Annotated in this window: 15 protein-coding genes; 6 read left to right on the top strand and 9 right to left on the bottom strand. The window is 76.9% G+C overall.

Going from position 1 to position 15,893, the window contains the following annotated elements; genetic code table 11:
* Position 1: 1 nt before the first annotated feature.
* Entirely contained in the window at positions 2–1,129 is a 1,128-nt protein-coding gene (locus tag ACI79G_RS12645) for an aminotransferase class I/II-fold pyridoxal phosphate-dependent enzyme (protein ID WP_456881478.1), read from the bottom strand.
* Entirely contained in the window at positions 1,126–2,076 is a 951-nt protein-coding gene (locus tag ACI79G_RS12640) for an ornithine cyclodeaminase family protein (protein WP_456881477.1), read from the bottom strand. The genes ACI79G_RS12645 and ACI79G_RS12640 overlap by 4 nt, the downstream gene beginning before the upstream one ends.
* 83 nt (positions 2,077–2,159) lie before the next feature.
* On the opposite strand from ACI79G_RS12640, the gene ACI79G_RS12635 reads away from it, so the two are divergent.
* Together ACI79G_RS12635 and ACI79G_RS12630 are read left to right on the top strand one after the other, a co-directional pair.
* The gene (locus ACI79G_RS12635; protein WP_456881476.1) at positions 2,160–2,633 is read left to right on the top strand and encodes an Lrp/AsnC family transcriptional regulator; all 474 of its coding nucleotides are present in this window, start codon (positions 2,160–2,162) and stop codon (positions 2,631–2,633) included.
* A gap of 172 nt (positions 2,634–2,805) precedes the next feature.
* Positions 2,806–5,133: a HelD family protein gene (locus ACI79G_RS12630; protein WP_456881475.1), complete on the top strand. Its 2,328-nt coding sequence runs from the start codon at positions 2,806–2,808 to the stop codon at positions 5,131–5,133.
* Between the two features lie 114 nt (positions 5,134–5,247).
* On the opposite strand, the gene ACI79G_RS12625 is transcribed toward ACI79G_RS12630, so the two are convergent.
* From ACI79G_RS12625 to ACI79G_RS12610, 4 genes are all read right to left on the bottom strand, one after another.
* On the bottom strand, positions 5,248–5,451 hold the full coding sequence (locus tag ACI79G_RS12625; protein WP_456881474.1) for a hypothetical protein: 204 nt from the start codon (positions 5,449–5,451) through the stop codon (positions 5,248–5,250).
* Between the two features lie 100 nt (positions 5,452–5,551).
* Positions 5,552–6,787, bottom strand: coding sequence for a cytochrome P450 (locus tag ACI79G_RS12620; RefSeq protein WP_456881473.1), 1,236 nt, complete (start codon positions 6,785–6,787; stop codon positions 5,552–5,554).
* Positions 6,788–6,977: 190 nt separating this feature from the next.
* Positions 6,978–8,603 (bottom strand): SIR2 family protein, encoded by a 1,626-nt coding sequence (locus ACI79G_RS12615; protein WP_456881472.1) that lies wholly within the window; start codon positions 8,601–8,603, stop codon positions 6,978–6,980.
* 73 nt (positions 8,604–8,676) lie between these two features.
* Entirely contained in the window at positions 8,677–9,300 is a 624-nt protein-coding gene (locus ACI79G_RS12610) for a hypothetical protein (protein ID WP_456881471.1), read from the bottom strand.
* Between the two features lie 60 nt (positions 9,301–9,360).
* On the opposite strand from ACI79G_RS12610, the gene ACI79G_RS12605 reads away from it, so the two are divergent.
* The 3 genes from ACI79G_RS12605 to ACI79G_RS12595 all read left to right on the top strand — a co-directional run bounded on the left by ACI79G_RS12605 (position 9,361) and on the right by ACI79G_RS12595 (position 12,210).
* On the top strand, positions 9,361–10,260 hold the full coding sequence (locus tag ACI79G_RS12605; protein WP_456881470.1) for a DUF1206 domain-containing protein: 900 nt from the start codon (positions 9,361–9,363) through the stop codon (positions 10,258–10,260).
* Positions 10,261–10,432: 172 nt separating this feature from the next.
* Positions 10,433–11,269 carry a DUF1206 domain-containing protein gene (locus ACI79G_RS12600; protein ID WP_456881469.1) on the top strand — a complete coding sequence of 279 codons (837 nt, stop codon included), beginning with the start codon at positions 10,433–10,435 and terminating at the stop codon, positions 11,267–11,269.
* Positions 11,270–11,418: 149 nt separating this feature from the next.
* A complete protein-coding gene (locus ACI79G_RS12595; protein ID WP_456881468.1) occupies positions 11,419–12,210 on the top strand; it encodes a DUF1206 domain-containing protein in 792 nt (263 codons plus the stop codon).
* Between the two features lie 56 nt (positions 12,211–12,266).
* On the opposite strand, the gene fabG is transcribed toward ACI79G_RS12595, so the two are convergent.
* Together fabG and ACI79G_RS12585 are read right to left on the bottom strand one after the other, a co-directional pair.
* Positions 12,267–13,034: a 3-oxoacyl-ACP reductase FabG gene (fabG, locus tag ACI79G_RS12590; RefSeq protein WP_456881467.1), complete on the bottom strand. Its 768-nt coding sequence runs from the start codon at positions 13,032–13,034 to the stop codon at positions 12,267–12,269.
* A gap of 116 nt (positions 13,035–13,150) precedes the next feature.
* Positions 13,151–14,362 carry an acetyl-CoA C-acetyltransferase gene (locus tag ACI79G_RS12585; RefSeq protein ID WP_456881466.1) on the bottom strand — a complete coding sequence of 404 codons (1,212 nt, stop codon included), beginning with the start codon at positions 14,360–14,362 and terminating at the stop codon, positions 13,151–13,153.
* Between the two features lie 121 nt (positions 14,363–14,483).
* On the opposite strand from ACI79G_RS12585, the gene ACI79G_RS12580 reads away from it, so the two are divergent.
* The gene (locus ACI79G_RS12580) at positions 14,484–15,638 is read left to right on the top strand and encodes an MFS transporter (protein ID WP_456881465.1); all 1,155 of its coding nucleotides are present in this window, start codon (positions 14,484–14,486) and stop codon (positions 15,636–15,638) included.
* Here the strand turns inward: ACI79G_RS12580 and ACI79G_RS12575 are convergent.
* On the bottom strand, positions 15,583–15,837 hold the full coding sequence (locus ACI79G_RS12575) for a substrate-binding domain-containing protein (protein ID WP_456881493.1): 255 nt from the start codon (positions 15,835–15,837) through the stop codon (positions 15,583–15,585). The genes ACI79G_RS12580 and ACI79G_RS12575 overlap by 56 nt on opposite strands.
* Positions 15,838–15,893 lie beyond the last annotated feature (56 nt).

Raw genomic sequence — 15,893 nt, 5'->3', positions numbered from 1 at the left:
GTCAGGCCGCACCCAGCGCGGTCAGCACCTCCGCGACCCGGTCCAGCGCCTCCGCGGTCCGGGCCGGGTCGAGCGCGTGGCTGAGCCGCAGGTGCCCCTCGGCGCCCAGGTACACGCCCGGGCAGACGAGCACGCCCGCCCGGTCCCGGATCGCGGTCGCGACGGCCACCGAGTCGGTCTGCCGCAGCAGCCGCGGCAGGCCGAGCGCCGTCGCGGCCGGGGGACCGAGCGCGACGAGGTCGGGGTGCGCCGCGACCCAGTCGAGCAGGGTGCGCCGGCCGGCGCGGGCCAGGGTCCGCTGCCGGTCGAGCAGCCGGGAGCGGGTGGCGGGCTCGAGCGCCCGCTCGGCGAGCAGCATCGACAGGCTGGCGGTGGCGATGGCGGCGTACTCGTGGCGCCGCCAGAGCGCCTCGACGGCGTCGTGCGGTCCCACGACCCAGCCGACCCGCAGCCCGCTCAGGCCGTACGCCTTGGACAGGCTGCCGACCACGAGCACCCGGTCGGACCGCCCCCAGGCACTCGGCGCCTCGGGACCGTCGAGCTCCGATCCCCGGTACACCTCGTCGGAGTGCAGCCAGGCCCCGCTCCGCTCGGCCGCGGCCACGACGGCGTCCAGCTCGGCCTCGGTGAGGACGGTGCCGGTCGGGTTGTTCGGCGTGTTGATCGAGACCAGCGACGTCCCGGGGCGCACGGCGTCGGCGAGCGCGTCGAGGTCGGGGCGCCAGCCCTGCTCCTGCTGCAGCGGCAGGTCGACGACGTGGGCACCGGCGTTGGCGGCGAGCCCGCGGACCTGCTGGTAGCCCGGCGTCATCACCGCCACGCGGTCGCCGGCCCCGACGAGCAGCTGCACGACGAGGCTGTTGGCCTCGGCCGCGCCGACGGTGACGAGCACCTGCTCGGGCCGGCAGCCGGGGTGGAGGGCGGCGATGCGCTCGCGCAGCCGCTGGGTGCCGTTGACCTCGGGGTAGTGCAGCGGGTGCCCGGCGAGCGGGCCGAGGTCGCCGTCGAGCAGCTCGCCGAGCGGCACGGGGTCGACGCCGCTGTCGGCGAGGTTCACGTCGACGCGCTGCTCCCAGTCGGACTGCCACCGTTCCAGCTCGAAGGCGGCGAAGGGCGGGGGCGTGGTCATGCGGACTCCGTTCCGGGGTCGATCAGCAGGGCGGCGACGGCCAGGTCCTCGATGCCGAGACCGACCGAGCGGAAGAACGCGCGGCCCGGCGGGCGCGGCGGTGCGGTCCCCGTGACGAGCTCGGGGAGGTCGGCGAGCACCTCGACGCGGCCGGCCTCGACCAGTGGTCGCAGCTCGCCCGCGGCCACGGACGCGCCGGCGCGGCTGTCGACGTAGACGGCGCAGCGGGCGACGTCCTCGGGAGCCAGCTCGTGGGCGCCCGGGGCGTTGGTGGACAGGGAGGTCACGAGAGCGTCCTCGCGGGTGTCGGCGAGGTCCACCACCGGGCGCGCGGCCGAGGTGCAGAGGCAGACGACGTCGGCGTCGCGGACGGCCGTGGCCGCGTCGGGAGCGACCTCGACCTCGACCGGCAACGCCCGCAGGGCCGCCAGCCGCGCCGGGTCCCCCGCGGCGAGCGCCGGGGAGCTGACGACGACCCGCCGCCACGCCCGGACGTCGCCGACGTGGCGCAGGTGGGCCAGCCCGACCGTCCCGGCACCGACGACGGCGAGCGTGCCGGCGTCCGCCGGGGCCAGGGCGTCGACCGCCACCGCGGTCGTGCCCGCGGTGCGCTCGACCGTCAGGCGGGCGCTGTCGCACAGGAGCAGCGGCTGCCCGTCGTCGGTCGAGAGCAGCAGGGTCCAGGCGGTGACCCGCTCCCCGGCCGGTCGGGCGGCCAGGTACGGCGACAGCTTTCCGCCCGCGGCCCGCTGACCGGAGAGCGCCCCCGGGTAGACGATCACGTCGCTCGTCCCGTCGGGGAGGGGCAGCCGCACCTGCGGGGGCTGGGCGGCCGTGCCGCCCGCCAGCTCGGCGAAGGCCCGGCGCAGGGCCGCGCGGACGGCGGCCACACCGGGCAGCCGACGGTCGACGGCGGCGGCGTCGAGGACCAGCGGAGAGGGGCTCATGGCCGTCGAGCCTGCGGGACGCCTGCCGTCGGTAACAACGAACTCGTCGCCACCGGGGCTGGAGACGCAACTATCGTCGGCTCGTGCGCCCTCTGGACGACCTCGATTGCGCGATCGTGCGCCAGCTGCAGGAGCAGGGTGACCTGCCGAACGTGGCGCTGGCCCGGAGGATCGGGTTGTCCCCGGCCGCGACGCTGCGCCGGGTGCAGCAGCTGCGTCAGGACGGCGTGCTCACCGGGGTCCACGCCGTCGTCGACCACGAGCAGGTCGGCCTGCGGGTCGAGGCGTTCGTCCTCGTCGTGCTCCGCGAGCACACGCCCGAGGGCGACGCCCGGTTCGCGCGGGAGCTGGCCCGGCTGCCCGGCGTCCTGCGTGCCGACTCCGTCACCGGGGCCGACGACGTCCTCCTCCACGTGGCCGCCGCCGACACCCGTGAGCTGCAGGAGGTGCTGCGCACGCTGCCCAGGATCGGCGCGTCCCGCGTGACCACCCTGCTCCGCCTGGAGTCCGTGAAGCCGCCGTCGCCCGTACCGGTGCGCCCGACGCCCCGGCGGTGAGTGGTGCCGACGGCGGTCCGACGCGGCACCGCCACCGCGCTCGCCCGCCGGGTGGACCCGCGTCCGGTGCGTGGCCGACCGCACGGCGGCACCTGGACCCGGCACCGGGAATGCGCGGGCACCATGGACGTTCGTCTGTTCCCGCAGACGAGTGCCGACAGAGAGACGCGCAGTGCCGACGACGCAGCCCGAGGTCGTACCCCACCCCGAGATCGAGACCGAGCAGCAGTACGTCCGGGAGCTGTACGGCCGCCTGGACGCCGCCCGCGACCTGGCCGAGCGGCGGCTGAAGCAGGCCATCTCCTGGCCCGCGGTGGACCCGCAGGCGCTGCAGGAGCGTGACGCCACGGTCCGCTTCCAGACCGAGCGGGTCACCGCCCTCGACGCCGCCGAGGCGGGCCTGTGCGTGGGCCGCATCGACCGCACCGACGACGGCCCGCTCTACATCGGCCGGATCGGCCTGGCCGCCGACGACGCCGGCGGCGACCCCGCGCTGGTCGACTGGCGGGCGCCCGCGGCGCGGCCCTTCTACACCGCCACTCCGGTGCACCCGCTGGGCGTGGCGCGCCGCCGGCACATCCGCACCCGCGGGCGCACCGTCGTCCGGCTCGACGACGAGGTCCTCGAGGGCGGCGTGCTCACCGACGGGGTCGCCGGGTCGGGCCTGACCGGCGAGGCCGCGCTGATGGCCGCCCTCGACACCGCGCGCACCGGCCGGATGACCGACATCGTGCGCACCATCCAGGCCGAGCAGGACCGCATCATCCGGGCCGACGACCGGGGCGTGCTCGTCGTCCAGGGCGGGCCGGGCACCGGCAAGACCGCGGTCGCGCTGCACCGCGCGGCGTACCTGCTCTACACGTACCGCGAACGGCTGGCCCGCCGCGGCCTGCTCGTCGTCGGCCCCACCCCGACGTTCCTGCGCTACATCGCCGACGTACTGCCCTCCCTCGGCGAGACGGGCGTGCTGCTGGCCGGGCTGGGCCAGCTGCGCCCCGGCCTCGACGCCCGCGGCACCGAGTCGCCGCAGACCGCCGCGGTCAAGGGCCGGCTGGAGATGGTCGGGGTGCTCGAGCGCGCCGTCGCCGACCGCCAGGTGGTGCCCGACGGCCCTCGCGAGGTGACCGTCGACGGGTTCGCGCTGCGGCTGCGGCCGATCGACGTCAAGCGGGCGCAGAACGCCGCCCGCAAGGCCGAGCGGCTGCACAACCTGGCCCGGCCGGTGTTCGCCCGCCGCGTGGTCGACCTGCTCACCCGGCGCTACGCCGAGCGCATCGGGACGGGCATCGAGGGCGGCGCGGACCTGTTCGACCGCGAGGACACCGCCGCGCTGCGCCGCGAGGTCGCCGAGGAGCCCGCCGTCCGGCTGCTGATCGACGACCTGTGGCCGGTGCTCACCCCCGAGCGGCTGCTCACCGAGCTGTTCGCCGACCCGGCCCGCGTCGCCGCCGCCACCCCGGGGTGGGACGACGCGACGCGCGCGCTGCTGCACCGGCCTCGTCCTGCTCCCACCCACCCAGCGGCGTGGACGCCGGCCGACGTCCCGCTGCTCGAGGAGGCCGAGGAGCTGCTCGGCTTCGACGACAGCGCGCAGCGGGCCCGCGCCGAGCGGGACCGCCGGCGCCGGCTGGCCGAGGCGCAGGAGACGCTCGACGTGCTGCACGGCTCGCGCTCCATCGACCTCGAGGACGAGCACCTCGAGGCCGAGGTGCTCAGCGCCGGCGACCTGATCAGCGCCGAGGAGCTGGCCGACCGGCAACGCGCGCTCGACACCCGCACCACCGCCGAGCGGGCCGCCGCCGACCGCACCTGGACCTTCGGGCACGTCGTCGTCGACGAGGCGCAGGAGCTCTCCCCCATGGCCTGGCGGCTGCTGGTGCGCCGCTGCCCGACCCGGTCGATGACCGCCGTCGGCGACCTGGCCCAGACCGGCACCCTGGCCGGCGCCGCCGCGTGGGACGAGACGCTGCGCCCGCACGTCGGCGACGCATGGCGGCTGGAGGAGCTGACGGTCAACTACCGGACGCCGGCCGAGATCATGGCCGTCGCCGGCGACGTGCTCGCCGCGGGCGGTACCGGGGCGAGCGCGCCGCGCTCGGTCCGGCCCGGCACCGCGCCGCCCTGGGCGGAGGTGACCGGCGAGGCCGGGCTGGCCGCGCGGGCCGCCGAGGTGGTCGCGGAGTGGGCCGCCCAGGAGGGCACCACCGCGGTGGTCGTCCCCGGGAGCCGGGTCGACGAGGTCGCCGCGGCGGTCGCAGCCCGGCTGGACGGCGTGACGTCGGGACCCGAGGCCGACTCGGCGCAGGGGCCGGTGGTGCTCACCCCCGGCGAGGCCAAGGGCCTGGAGTTCGACGCGGTGCTCGTCGTCGACCCGCAGCGGGTCCTCGACGAGGGCGTGCGCGGGCACAACGACCTCTACGTGGCGCTCACCCGGGCCACCCAACGGCTCGGCGTGCTCTCCCCCGGCGACCTGCCCGCGGAGCTCGCCCGCCTCGCCTGAGGGAGGACCACCTCCGCCATCTGGCCCCGTCCCGAGGCTCGCCCCGAGCGTGCGAGGGGTGGGGAGGACGGGGTCCTCCCGCCTGCAGGCGGCCGCTCGCCGGGGACCGGCCGGTCAGTGGCGCGGGAGCGCGTCCCGGCGGCGGGTGGCGATCTCGACGGAGGCGGCCACGACGGCCGCGGCCACGAGCAGGACGCCGCCGACGCCGACCAGCGGCACACCGCCCATGGTGTCCCTGTCCAGCTCGGCCCAGACCACGCCGGCGACGAGCGTCAGCAGCCCGACCACGCCCACCAGCGGCGCCAGCCACCTGCCCATGTCGCCCCCCTCGTCCGTACGGCCCTGCGATGAGACCACGCGCTGGTGACACCCCGCGGCCGCTCGCGGTGCGCCGGTGACGCTGCGCAACGGTCCCGGTTCACCGGGTCTTGCGGACCCGCAGCACCACGCCGCTGGCCGGCTTGGCCGGGATGCGCCGCAGCGAGATGGACAGGTCCTGCGGCGGGACGTCGGCCTCCAGCCGGGCCAGCCGCACGGCCAGCGCCGACAGGACGGCGACGGTGACCTGCTCGCCCGGGCAGCGGTGGTTGGTGCGCGGGTCACCGGCGCCCTGGGGCACCAGCTCGAACGCGCCGATCTCGCGGTCGAGGAACCGCTCGGGCCGGAAGGCGTACGGGTCGCCCCACAGCTCCGGGTCGTGGTCCTGCCCGTACAGGTCGAGCAGCACCATCGAGTGCTCCGGCACCCGCTCGCCGTCCCACTCGACCTCGCGCGGCGCGCGCCCGCCGATGAACGGCGCGAACGGGTAGAACCGCCGCAGCTCGTGCGCCCACGCCTCGGCGAAGGCGGGGTCGCCCGAGGCCAGCCGCTCCCGGTGCTGCGGCCAGCGGGTCAGGGCGTGCCCGGAGAAGGAGACGAACCAGCTGATCGCCACGGTCGGCCGGACCACGTTGAGCACCTCGACCGCCGCGGTGTGCGGGTCCAGCCGCTCGCCGTCGGCGTCGCGGTGCCGGGCGACGACGTCGACGACCGAGCCGTCGGGGACCGTCGCCACGCCGCCGCGCACGTCCTCCACCAACCGGGCCAGCCACGCCTCGCGGCGGCCGCGCGCCCGGCGGGCCCGCCAGTGCCGCGGTCCGGCGGTGGCGAAGCCGTCGACCATCGCGGTCAGGTCCCGGGCCACCGAGGGCAGCTCGTCGTCGGACAGCGGGACGCCGGCCCAGTCGCACACCGCGCGGGTGAGCACCTCGGCGGCCTCGTCGAAGAGCACGACCTCCCCGCGGCGCGCCCAGCCGGGCACCGCGGCGTCCCAGGCGGCGGTGGCGGCGTCGACCAGGACGGCGATCCGGTCGCCGTCCATCAGCAGACCCACGAACATCGCCTTGCGGGTGCGGTGCGCCTCGCCGTCGAGGGTGTGCACGGCGCCCTTGCCGAACAACGTGCCCTGCACCGGCTCCGGGATGGCGTGCGAGCGGCGCACGTGGTCCTCGTCGTAGAGGAACCGGGCCGCGTCGGGGCCCTCGATGCCGAGGACGGGCAGGCCGCCGAGCCGGGCGGCGACGGTGCGGCGGCCCCGCGCCCGCCGGGCGTCGGGCAGCCAGCCGTAGCCCTTGGCGATCAGGAGCGGGCTGTTCTCGAGTCGGGGTCGGCGCACCCGGTCCCGTTGCCCAGGCCCGCGTCTCCCCACACGGCCGCTCCGTGCGACATCCGTCGCTCCCCAGGCGCCCGCCACGGCACCGTCCCGAGCGAGGCTCGCCGCAGGCCTCGTCCCGGGTCCCACACCGAGCCTGCGGGCGGGTGGGGAGGACGAGGCCCTCTCACGGTGAGGAGGACGGGGTCCTCCGTCAGCCCGGGCGTTGCTGCTGCAGACGGTCGTCGCGCGGGGCGCTGGCCTCGTCCGACGGCGGCTCGCCGGGCGTGCACACCTGCGAGCCGAGCCGGCGCAGCAGCGCGGTGACCTCGCCGACCGCCGAGGACGACGCCCCCTCGGGCACCGTGCGCTCCACCTGCTGCAGCGCCTCGGCCAGGGCCCGTTCCTCGTCGGAGAGCATGCCCCGGTAGGCGGGGTCGAGCAGGTAGCCGGTCGGTGGGGTGGACAGGCAGCCGATGCAGTCCAGCAGCACCTCCAGCAGCCGGGCGGCCTCGGTCGGTGGGGTGTCGGCCGGCGCGATCGCCACCGTCTGCACGTCCTGCTCCCACAGCCGCGCGCGGGCCGGGTCCTCCAGCAGTGCCAGCACCGTGCCGCTGCGCTGCCGCGGTGCCGCGCCCGGGGCCCGGGTGGCGCTGCGCACCTGGTGGGCGATGCGGATCAGGTCGTCGTCCTGCATCGAGGTGCCGACGAAGAGCACGTGCCGGGTGAGCAGCAGCGAGTGCAGCACCCCGGCCAGTGCCGCGCGGGTGTCGCCGAACTGCAGGTACTCCTCCCGCGTGAGCACGACGCTCTCGGGGTGCGCGGCGTCGCCGTGCAGCTTGAGCAGCCACGGCCGGCCCGGGGCGGCCTCGTCGAAGGGCAGCACCGCGAGGTTCCGGCCGATGTCGGCGGCGGCGAGCTCGACCAGCGGGTCGTAGTTGGTGGTGACGAACTCCTGCACCGGCAGGTCGGCGATCAGCGCGTGCGCCAGCGCGTAGTGCCCGGGCCCGAACCGCTCCTTGACGAAGGTCTCCAGCTGCTCGCGGCCGAGCTCGCGGGCCAGCAGCGCGGCGGCGTCCTGGGCCGGCAGCCGGGACAACCCGGCCCGCAGTGCGTCGTCCAGCCCCGACCGCTCGGCCAGCTCGTCGAGCAGCTGCTCCCAGGTGGGCAGGCCCGCCGCGGCGCTCACCCCCGCGCCGACGAAGACGGCCAGCTGCCCGCGGCCCGCCCGCTCGCCGAGGTCCTCGGCCAGCTCCCACAGGCGCCCGGGCAGGTCCCAGTTGCCCGCCTCGCCCCGGCGGACCCGTTGCGCCGCGGCCAGGTCGCTGGGCCCGCGCAGCACCAGCGCGACGTCGAAGTCGTGCGCGTCCGCGGCCTCGCGCAGCACCGGCAGCAGCCGCTGCAGCAGCGTGCCGCGCTGCCCGGCCGCCCCGCCCCAGCCGGTCCCGAGCGCCGGCAGCGCGACCAGCCGGCGGGCCCGGCCGTGCACCGGGGTCGGCACCTCCCGCCGGGCGACGGCGGCCAGCGCCTCCCGCGCGCCGTCGACCAGCCAGCGCAGCGCGTCCTCGGGGTCCCGCTCGCGCTCGTCGACGGTGTCGACCAGCCACAGCTGCCGCCCGGGCTCGCCGGCGCGGCGGTCGGGGACCTCGAGCACCCGCTCGCCGCCGCCCCAGCCGAGGTCGAGGCAGACGCCGTCGTGGTCCTCGCTGCCCACGAGGTCGTCGGGCAGCAGCCGCCGCCACTCGGGCGTGACCCGCAGCGACCGGTCGGTGGGTACGAGGACGTCGTCGCACACCAGCCGCCGGAGGTCCGCCCCGACGACGAAGACGTGTCCGCTCACGGCCGGAGGGGTGCCCCGCCGGGCGGGGGGTGAACCGGTACCGGACCGGGCGTTGCCCGGCCGGGTCGGGCACTCAGCGCGGGATGCCGCAGCCCCCGGCGCCGCAGGCGCACCCGGCGCAGGCGGCAGGCCGGACGGGTGCCGGCTGCGCGGCGATGGCGCGCAGGCTCGAGGAGCCGACGAGCAGCACGACGCCGAGCACGCCCAGGCCGAGCGCCCCGACGACGGTGGCGCCGCCGGCCGCCCGCGCCCAACCGGCGACCAGCCCGGTGACCACCAGCAGACCGGTGACCAGCGCCCACCAGACGAGGGCGGCCTGACCGCTGCGGCGCACCGCCCCGCCGCGGCCGAGCAGGGTCAGCGCGCCGACGAGCAGCCCGGCCGGGACGGCGAGGAGCAGCCCCCAGCTCGCCAGACCCGCGGAGGCGGAGGCGAGCGCGATCGCCAGCACGCCGGCGGCGGCGACCGCCCACCCCCGCGCCCGGGAGCCGCTCCCGGCCGCCAGCTGCCCACCGCGCCAGGCGGCCAGCGCGCCGGTCACACCCAGCACCAGCCGCGCACCGCCGTCGGCCCAGGACACCCCGACCGCCGCGACCACCAGCAGCGCCACCCCACCGGCCAGCCACCGGGGCCACGCCCGCCGGGCCTGCTCCGGACTGGTCCGCTCCACCGCCGTCATCGCTGCACCGCTCGCCACGCCCCAGAGTGTCCCCCACCGTCCGGGCGTCCCGGCGCGAGCCGTGTCACCCTGCGAGGTGTGCCGCAGCTGCGCGGCCGGCGGAGCGGGGGCGGAGTGGCGACCGAGGCGGATCGGACGGCGGGTACGCCCCTGGCGCACCGGGCCGCTCACAGCGCGGCACTGCGCACGGTGGCCCGGGTCGGCCTGGTCGGCTACGCGCTGCTGCACCTGCTGGTCGCCTGGCTGGCGCTGCAGCTGGCCTGGCAGGCCGGACGGTCGCAGCCGCCCGACCGCGGCGCCGCCGTCGACCAGGACGGGGCGATGGCGCTGGTCGCGGACTCCCCCGTCGGCCCGCTGTTGCTGTGGCTGCTGACCGCGGGGCTCGCCGGGCTGTGCGTGTGGCAGGCCGTCGAGGTGCTCCGCCACCACCGCCGGCTGCCCGCCCCCGGCCCCGTCCGGCGGCGCGCCGTCGTGCAGCTGGTCAAGACCGTCGGGACGGCGCTGGCCTACGGCTTCCTCGCCGTCTCGGCGGCCCGGGTCGCCCTCGGCCGCGGCAGCGACCCCGCAGCGGACACCCGGGCGGTGCGCGGCGTGCTCGCCTGGCCCGGCGGCCAGCTGCTGGTCGTCGCCATCGGCGCAGCCGTCGTCGCCATCGGCGTCTACCACGTGCGCAAGGGCCTGCGGTCGGACTTCCTCGACGAGATCGACCTCTCCACGGTCTCCCCCGCGCTCTGCACCGTGGCGCACCGGGCCAGCCAGGCCGGCTTCGTGCTCAAGGGGGTGGCCCTGGTGCTGGTCGGCGCGATGGTGGCCTGGGCGGCGGCGACGTTCGACCCGGCGCGGGCCACCGGTCTGGACGGCGCGCTGCGGGCGGTGGCCGCCCAGCCGCACGGCGCCTGGGTGCTGACCGGGGTGGCGGTCGGGCTGGCCGCCTTCGCGGTGTACTGCCTGGCCCGCGCCCGGCACCCCGTGGGCTGAAGGACCCCGTCACCGCTTGGGCTCGCGCCGAGCCCCTGGACGGGGCCATCCGGGCGAGATCGCCGATCCCGGCGCAGCAAGAGGGCGGAGCGCGGACCCGGCGGCGGGGACCCCGCTGTGCCACGCTGATCACCCCCAGGGGGACGGTGCTGTGGGGTGGGAGGAGCCGGCCATGGGCGGGACGACGGGGCGGGCGGCGGGAGCCGCGGGCCGGGCGGGCGACAGCGACGCCCTCGAGCACCTGGCGCGCATCGGCCTGATCGCGTACGGCCTGGTGCACCTGCTGGTCGCCTGGCTGGCGCTGCAGCTGGCCTGGGGCGGGGGCAGCGGCCAGTCCGCCGACCAGGCCGGCGCGCTGGCCACGCTGGCCGAGCAGCCGCTGGGCCGGCCGCTGCTGTGGCTGCTGGCCGTCGGGCTGATCGCGCTCGCGGCCTGGCAGGCGGCCGAGGTGCTGCGCTGGCGCAGCCGGCTGTCGTCGTCCGGGGACGCCCGGAAGAAGGCCGTGGAGAAGACCGTCAAGGCGGTTGCCAAGGCCGTCCTCTACACCGCGCTGGCCGTCCTGGCGATCCGCACCGCCACCAGCGGCGGTGGCGGCGGGGGCCAGCAACAGGCGGCCGGCGTCTTCGGCTGGCCCGCCGGGCGCTGGCTGGTGGGGCTGATCGGCCTCGTCGTCATCGGCGTGGGCGTCTACCTCGTGCACAAGGGCGTCTCCAAGCGGTTCCTGCAGGAGGTCGACCTCGGCCAGGCCCCGCCGCAGACGACGCGCCTGGTCACCCGCCTCGGGCAGGCCGGCTTCCCCGCCAAGGGCGTCGCCCTCGGTGTGGTCGGTGGGCTGCTGGTCTACGCCGCCGCCACCTTCGACCCGGCCCGGGCCACGGGGTTCGACGGCGCGCTGCGCACCATCCTCGGCGCCCCCTTCGGCAAGGTGCTGCTCACCCTGGTCGCGATCGGCATCGCGGCCTTCGGCGCCTACTGCTTCGTCCGCGCCCGCTACCCCGAGCGCACCTGATGGAGGACCCCCCTGCCCCCCACCGCTCGTGGCCCCGTCCAGAGGCTCGTCGTGAGCCTGCGAACGGTGAGGAGGACGGGGTCCTTCTCCTGCAGGGGGGCCGGATCCACCGGCTGGTCGAGAACGCCCGCGAGGTCACCGACCACCCGGTGCTCGAGGCGGTCGCCCGGGTGGGGTTGGTCGCCTACGGCGTCCTGCATCTGCTGATCGGCTGGCTGGCGGTGCAGCTGGCCCGCGGGAGCAGCCGCACCGACGCCGACCAGACGGGCGCCCTGCAGACGGTCGCCGGTACGCCCGGCGGCACGGTGCTGCTCTGGCTGATCGGGCTGGGCATGCTCGCGCTGGCGCTGTGGCAGGGCGGCGAGGTGCTGCGGTGGTGGCACGGGCTGCTCGACCGGCAACACGTCGTCCGGACGGCGTTCGTCTGCGCGAAGTGCCTGGCCAAGGCCGCCGTCTACGCGGTGCTCGGCGCGACCGCGCTGCTGTTCGCCCTCGGCCTGGAGTACGAGGCCGACGAGCGCTTCCGGGAGCTCACCGGCGAGACCCTGGAGGTCCCGGGCGGGGCGGCGCTGGTCCTCGCCGTCGCTGCGGGGGTGGTCGCCGTCGGGCTGTACACGCTGGTGCGGGGGCTGACCGGCGGCTTCATGAAGGACATCGACCTACCCACCGCCCCCGACCGCTGGGAGCCGCTGATCGAGGCAGCCGGGCGGGTCGGCTACGTCGCCAAGGGCGTCGCGTTCGGCCTGGTCGGCGTGCTGCTGTGGCGGGCGGCCGTCACCGCCGACGTCTCCTCCGCCACCGGCCTGGACGGCGCGATGACCGCCATCGCGTCGGTCGGCGCCGGCCCCGGGCTGCTGGGCGCGGTCGCCGCCGGGTTCGGCGCCTTCGGTGTGTACGCGCTGGCCCGCGCCCGCTACCCCGACCGCGACCCGTCGTCCTGAGGCCCTCCGCAGGGTCCCGCCGCGGGCCTGCGAGCGGGGTGGGGCGGAGGGTCCGCTCAGGTGCGGGGGCCGCCGGCGACGTAGACGACCTGGCCCGAGACGAAGCCGGCCTCCTCGCTGACGAGGAACGAGACGGTGTGCGCGATGTCCGCAGGTGTGCCGGCGCGCTGCACCGGGATCGCCGCGGCCCGCTCCGTCACGTACTCCTCCCAGTCGCGGCCGATGCGCTCGGCGGTCGCCCTGGTCATCTCGGTCTGGATGAAGCCGGGGGCGACCGCGTTGGCGGTGACGCCGAACTTGCCGAGCTCGAGGGCGAGGGTCTTGGTGAAGCCCTGCAGCCCAGCCTTGGCGGTGGCGTAGTTGGCCTGCCCGCGATTGCCCAGCGCCGAGGTGCTCGACAGGTTGACCACCCGACCCCAGCCGGCCTGGACCATGTGCTGCTGCACCGCGCGGGTCATGAGGAACGAGCCGCGCAGGTGCACGTGCATGACGAGGTCCCAGTCGACGTCGGTCATCTTGAACAGCAGGTTGTCGCGGGTGACCCCGGCGTTGTTGACCAGCACCACCGGCGGGCCGAGCTCGGCGACGACCCGCTCGACGGCGGCCTGCACCTGGTCGGCGTCCCCGACGTCGGCCCCGACCCCCAGGGCGCGGCCGCCGGCGGCCTCGATGGCCTGGACCGTGGTGGCGGTCGCGGACTCGTCGAGGTCGACCACCGCCACGGCGAAGCCGTCCTGCGCCAGCCGCTGCGCGGTGGCGGCGCCGATGCCGCGCGCCGCGCCGGTGACGATCGCGACGCGCTGCTGGTCAGTGGGCACGGACATGCACGGACTCCTGTAGGTGGGGGCCCGCCAGGCCCCGTCCAGCCCCGCCCCGAGCCTGCGAGGGGTGGGGCTGGACGGGGTCCTTCGACGAGGCGCGGGGGAAGGGTGGTGCTTCTTCAGACCCGCTCGAACAGGGCGGCGAGGCCCTGGCCGCCGCCGATGCACATCGTCTCCAGCCCGTAGCGGGCGTCGCGGCGGGCCATCTCACGGGTCAGGGTGGCCAGGATGCGCCCGCCGGTGGCACCCACCGGGTGGCCCAGGGAGATGCCGGAGCCGTTGACGTTGGTCCGCTCGAAGTCGGCGTCGGTGAAGCCCCACTCGCGGGTGACGGCCAGCACCTGGCTGGCGAAGGCCTCGTTGAGCTCGATCAGGTCCACCTCGGCCAGCTTGACGTCGGCCAGCGCGAGCGCCTTGGCGGTGGCCGGCACCGGCCCGATGCCCATGGTCTTGGGCGGCACCCCGGCCACCGCCCAGGAGACCAGCCGCGCCAGCGGCCGCAGCCCCAGCTCCGCGGCCTTCTCCGGGCTGGTGACCACGCAGACGGCCGCGCCGTCGTTCTGCCCGCTGGCGTTGCCGGCGGTGACGGTGGCCTCGGGGTCCTCCTTGCCCAGGATCGGGCGCAGCTTGGCGAGGGTCTCCACGCTGGAGTCGGGGCGGATGTGCTCGTCGCGGTCGACGACGACCTCGCCCTTCCGCTGCTTGACCGTCACCGGCACGATCTCCTCGGCGAACCGGCCCGCCTCGGCGGCCGCGGCGGCGCGCTGGTGGCTCCGCACGGCGTACTCGTCCTGCTCCTCCCGGGGGATCTTGTACTCCCGGCGCAGGTTCTCCGCGGTCTCCAGCATCCCGCCGGGCACCGGGTGGTGCTGACCACCGGCGGTCACCCGGCCGCGGGCCAGCCCGTCGGCCAGCAGCACGCCGGGGCCGGCCTTGACGCCCCAGCGCATCGCGGTCGAGTAGAACGGCGCGTTGCTCATCGACTCCGCGCCACCGGCCAGCACGACGTCCGACGAGCCGGCCTGCACAGCCATCGCCGCGTAGACCACCGCCTGCAGGCCCGAGCCGCAGCGGCGGTCGATCTGCAGCCCGGACGCGGTCACCGGCAGCCCGGCGTCGAGTGCGGCGACCCGGCCCAGGGCCGGGGCCTCCATCGTCGGGTAGCAGTGCCCGAGCAGGACGTCGTCGACCGACTCCGGCGGCAACCCGGTGCGCTCCATGACCGCCCGGATCACCGTCGAGGCCAGGTCCTGCACCGGGACGTCACGCAGGGAGCCGCCGAAGCCGCCCACCGGGGTCCGCAGGGGCTCACAGATGACCGCATCGCGCACGGGGTCCTCCTCGTTCGTCGCCGTCGGCACCCGTGAGTCTGCCCCCGGGCGGACGGCGGTGTCGCGGCGGCCTCTCCGCACGTCGCGCGCGGAGTCGGCGCGCTCTCCGTAGCCTGCCGCGGTGGCCTGGAGGCGAGCGGTGTTCACCCTGTTCGCGGTCGCGGCCGGCACGAACGTCCCGACGCCCCTGCTGCTGGTCTACCAGGAGCGGCTCGGCCTCTCCGCCGAGGTGCTGACCGCGCTGTTCGGCTGCTACGCCGCGGGTCTGGTCCCGGCGCTGTTCCTGGCCGGCCCGCTCTCGGACCGGCTGGGCCGCCGCCGCGTCGCCCTCCCCGGCGTCGTCCTCGCCGGGCTGGCGTCACTGGCCTTCGCCGCGGCCGGCGGGTCGCTGGCGCTGCTGTTCACCGCCCGGTTCCTGCAGGGCGTGGTCAGCGGCGTGGTGTTCAGCGTCGCGAGCGCCTGGGTCGCCGAGCTGTCGGCCGCCTCCGGGGAGGGGGCCGGGGGGCGGCGGGCCGCGGTCGCGATGACCGCGGGCTTCTCGCTCGGTCCGCTCACCAGCGGGCTGCTGGGTCAGTTCGCGCCGGCGCCCACGGTGCTGCCCTACCTGCTGCACTCCGTGCTGGTGGCCGTGGGGCTGGCGCTGGCGGTGCGGGTGCCGGAGACCGTCGTCCTGCGGCCCGGTCGACGGCGGGACGACGGCGACCCCGCCGTCCCGCTGCTGCCGCCGGGCAGCCTGGGCCTCGCGGCCACCGTGCTGGCCCCGGTCGCGGTCTGCGTCTACGCGTTCCCGTCGTCGGTCATCTCCGCCGTCCCGCTGCTCGGCGAGCTGCCGGCCGGTGGGGTCGCCGTGACGGGCGTCCTCGCCGGCATCACCCTCGGCGCGGGGACGCTCGTCGCCGGGCTGCAGCGCCGGCTGGGGTCGTGGACCGCCGTCACCGGCGCCGCCCTCGGTGCGGTGGGGTACGCGACCGCGGCGCTGTTCGTGGCCACCGGCGCCTGGCCGTGGCTGCTGGCCGCGGCACCCCTGCTGGGGTCCGGCGGCGGCCTGTGCCTGGCGGCCGGGCTCACGGTCACCGGCCGCCTGGCCGCGCCCACCCGCCGGGGCGAGCTGACGTCGGTCTTCCTGGCCTGCGCCTACCTGGGTTTCGCCGTCCCGTTCCTGATGGCAGCCGCGACCCGCTCGGCGCCGGCCTGGGTGCCGCTGGGCGTCGCCGCGGCACTCACCGGACTGCTCGCCGTCCGGCTCCTGCCGGTCGCGCACCGCGGCCGGCTCTAGCGGGACGCGCCTCCACACTCGTCCGGTCCGGGGACCTCGTCATCGGGGTGGGGGACGTCGTGCCGCGGATCACGAGCTGCCGGGGCAGCGCGACGTCCTCCGGTCGACGCGCAGGGGGATCCAGCCGCTCGACGACGGCCCGGACCGCCAGCTCGGCCATGCGCGGCACGTCCTGCCGGACCGAGGTGAGGTCGTGCACGACGGACACGGGCGCCGCAGCGCGAACGACGAGGTCCTGGAGCGGGTCCGTGCCGA

Source organism: Geodermatophilus sp. SYSU D00779 (assembly GCF_054050595.1).
This window is presented reverse-complemented; position numbering and strand designations above follow the sequence as displayed.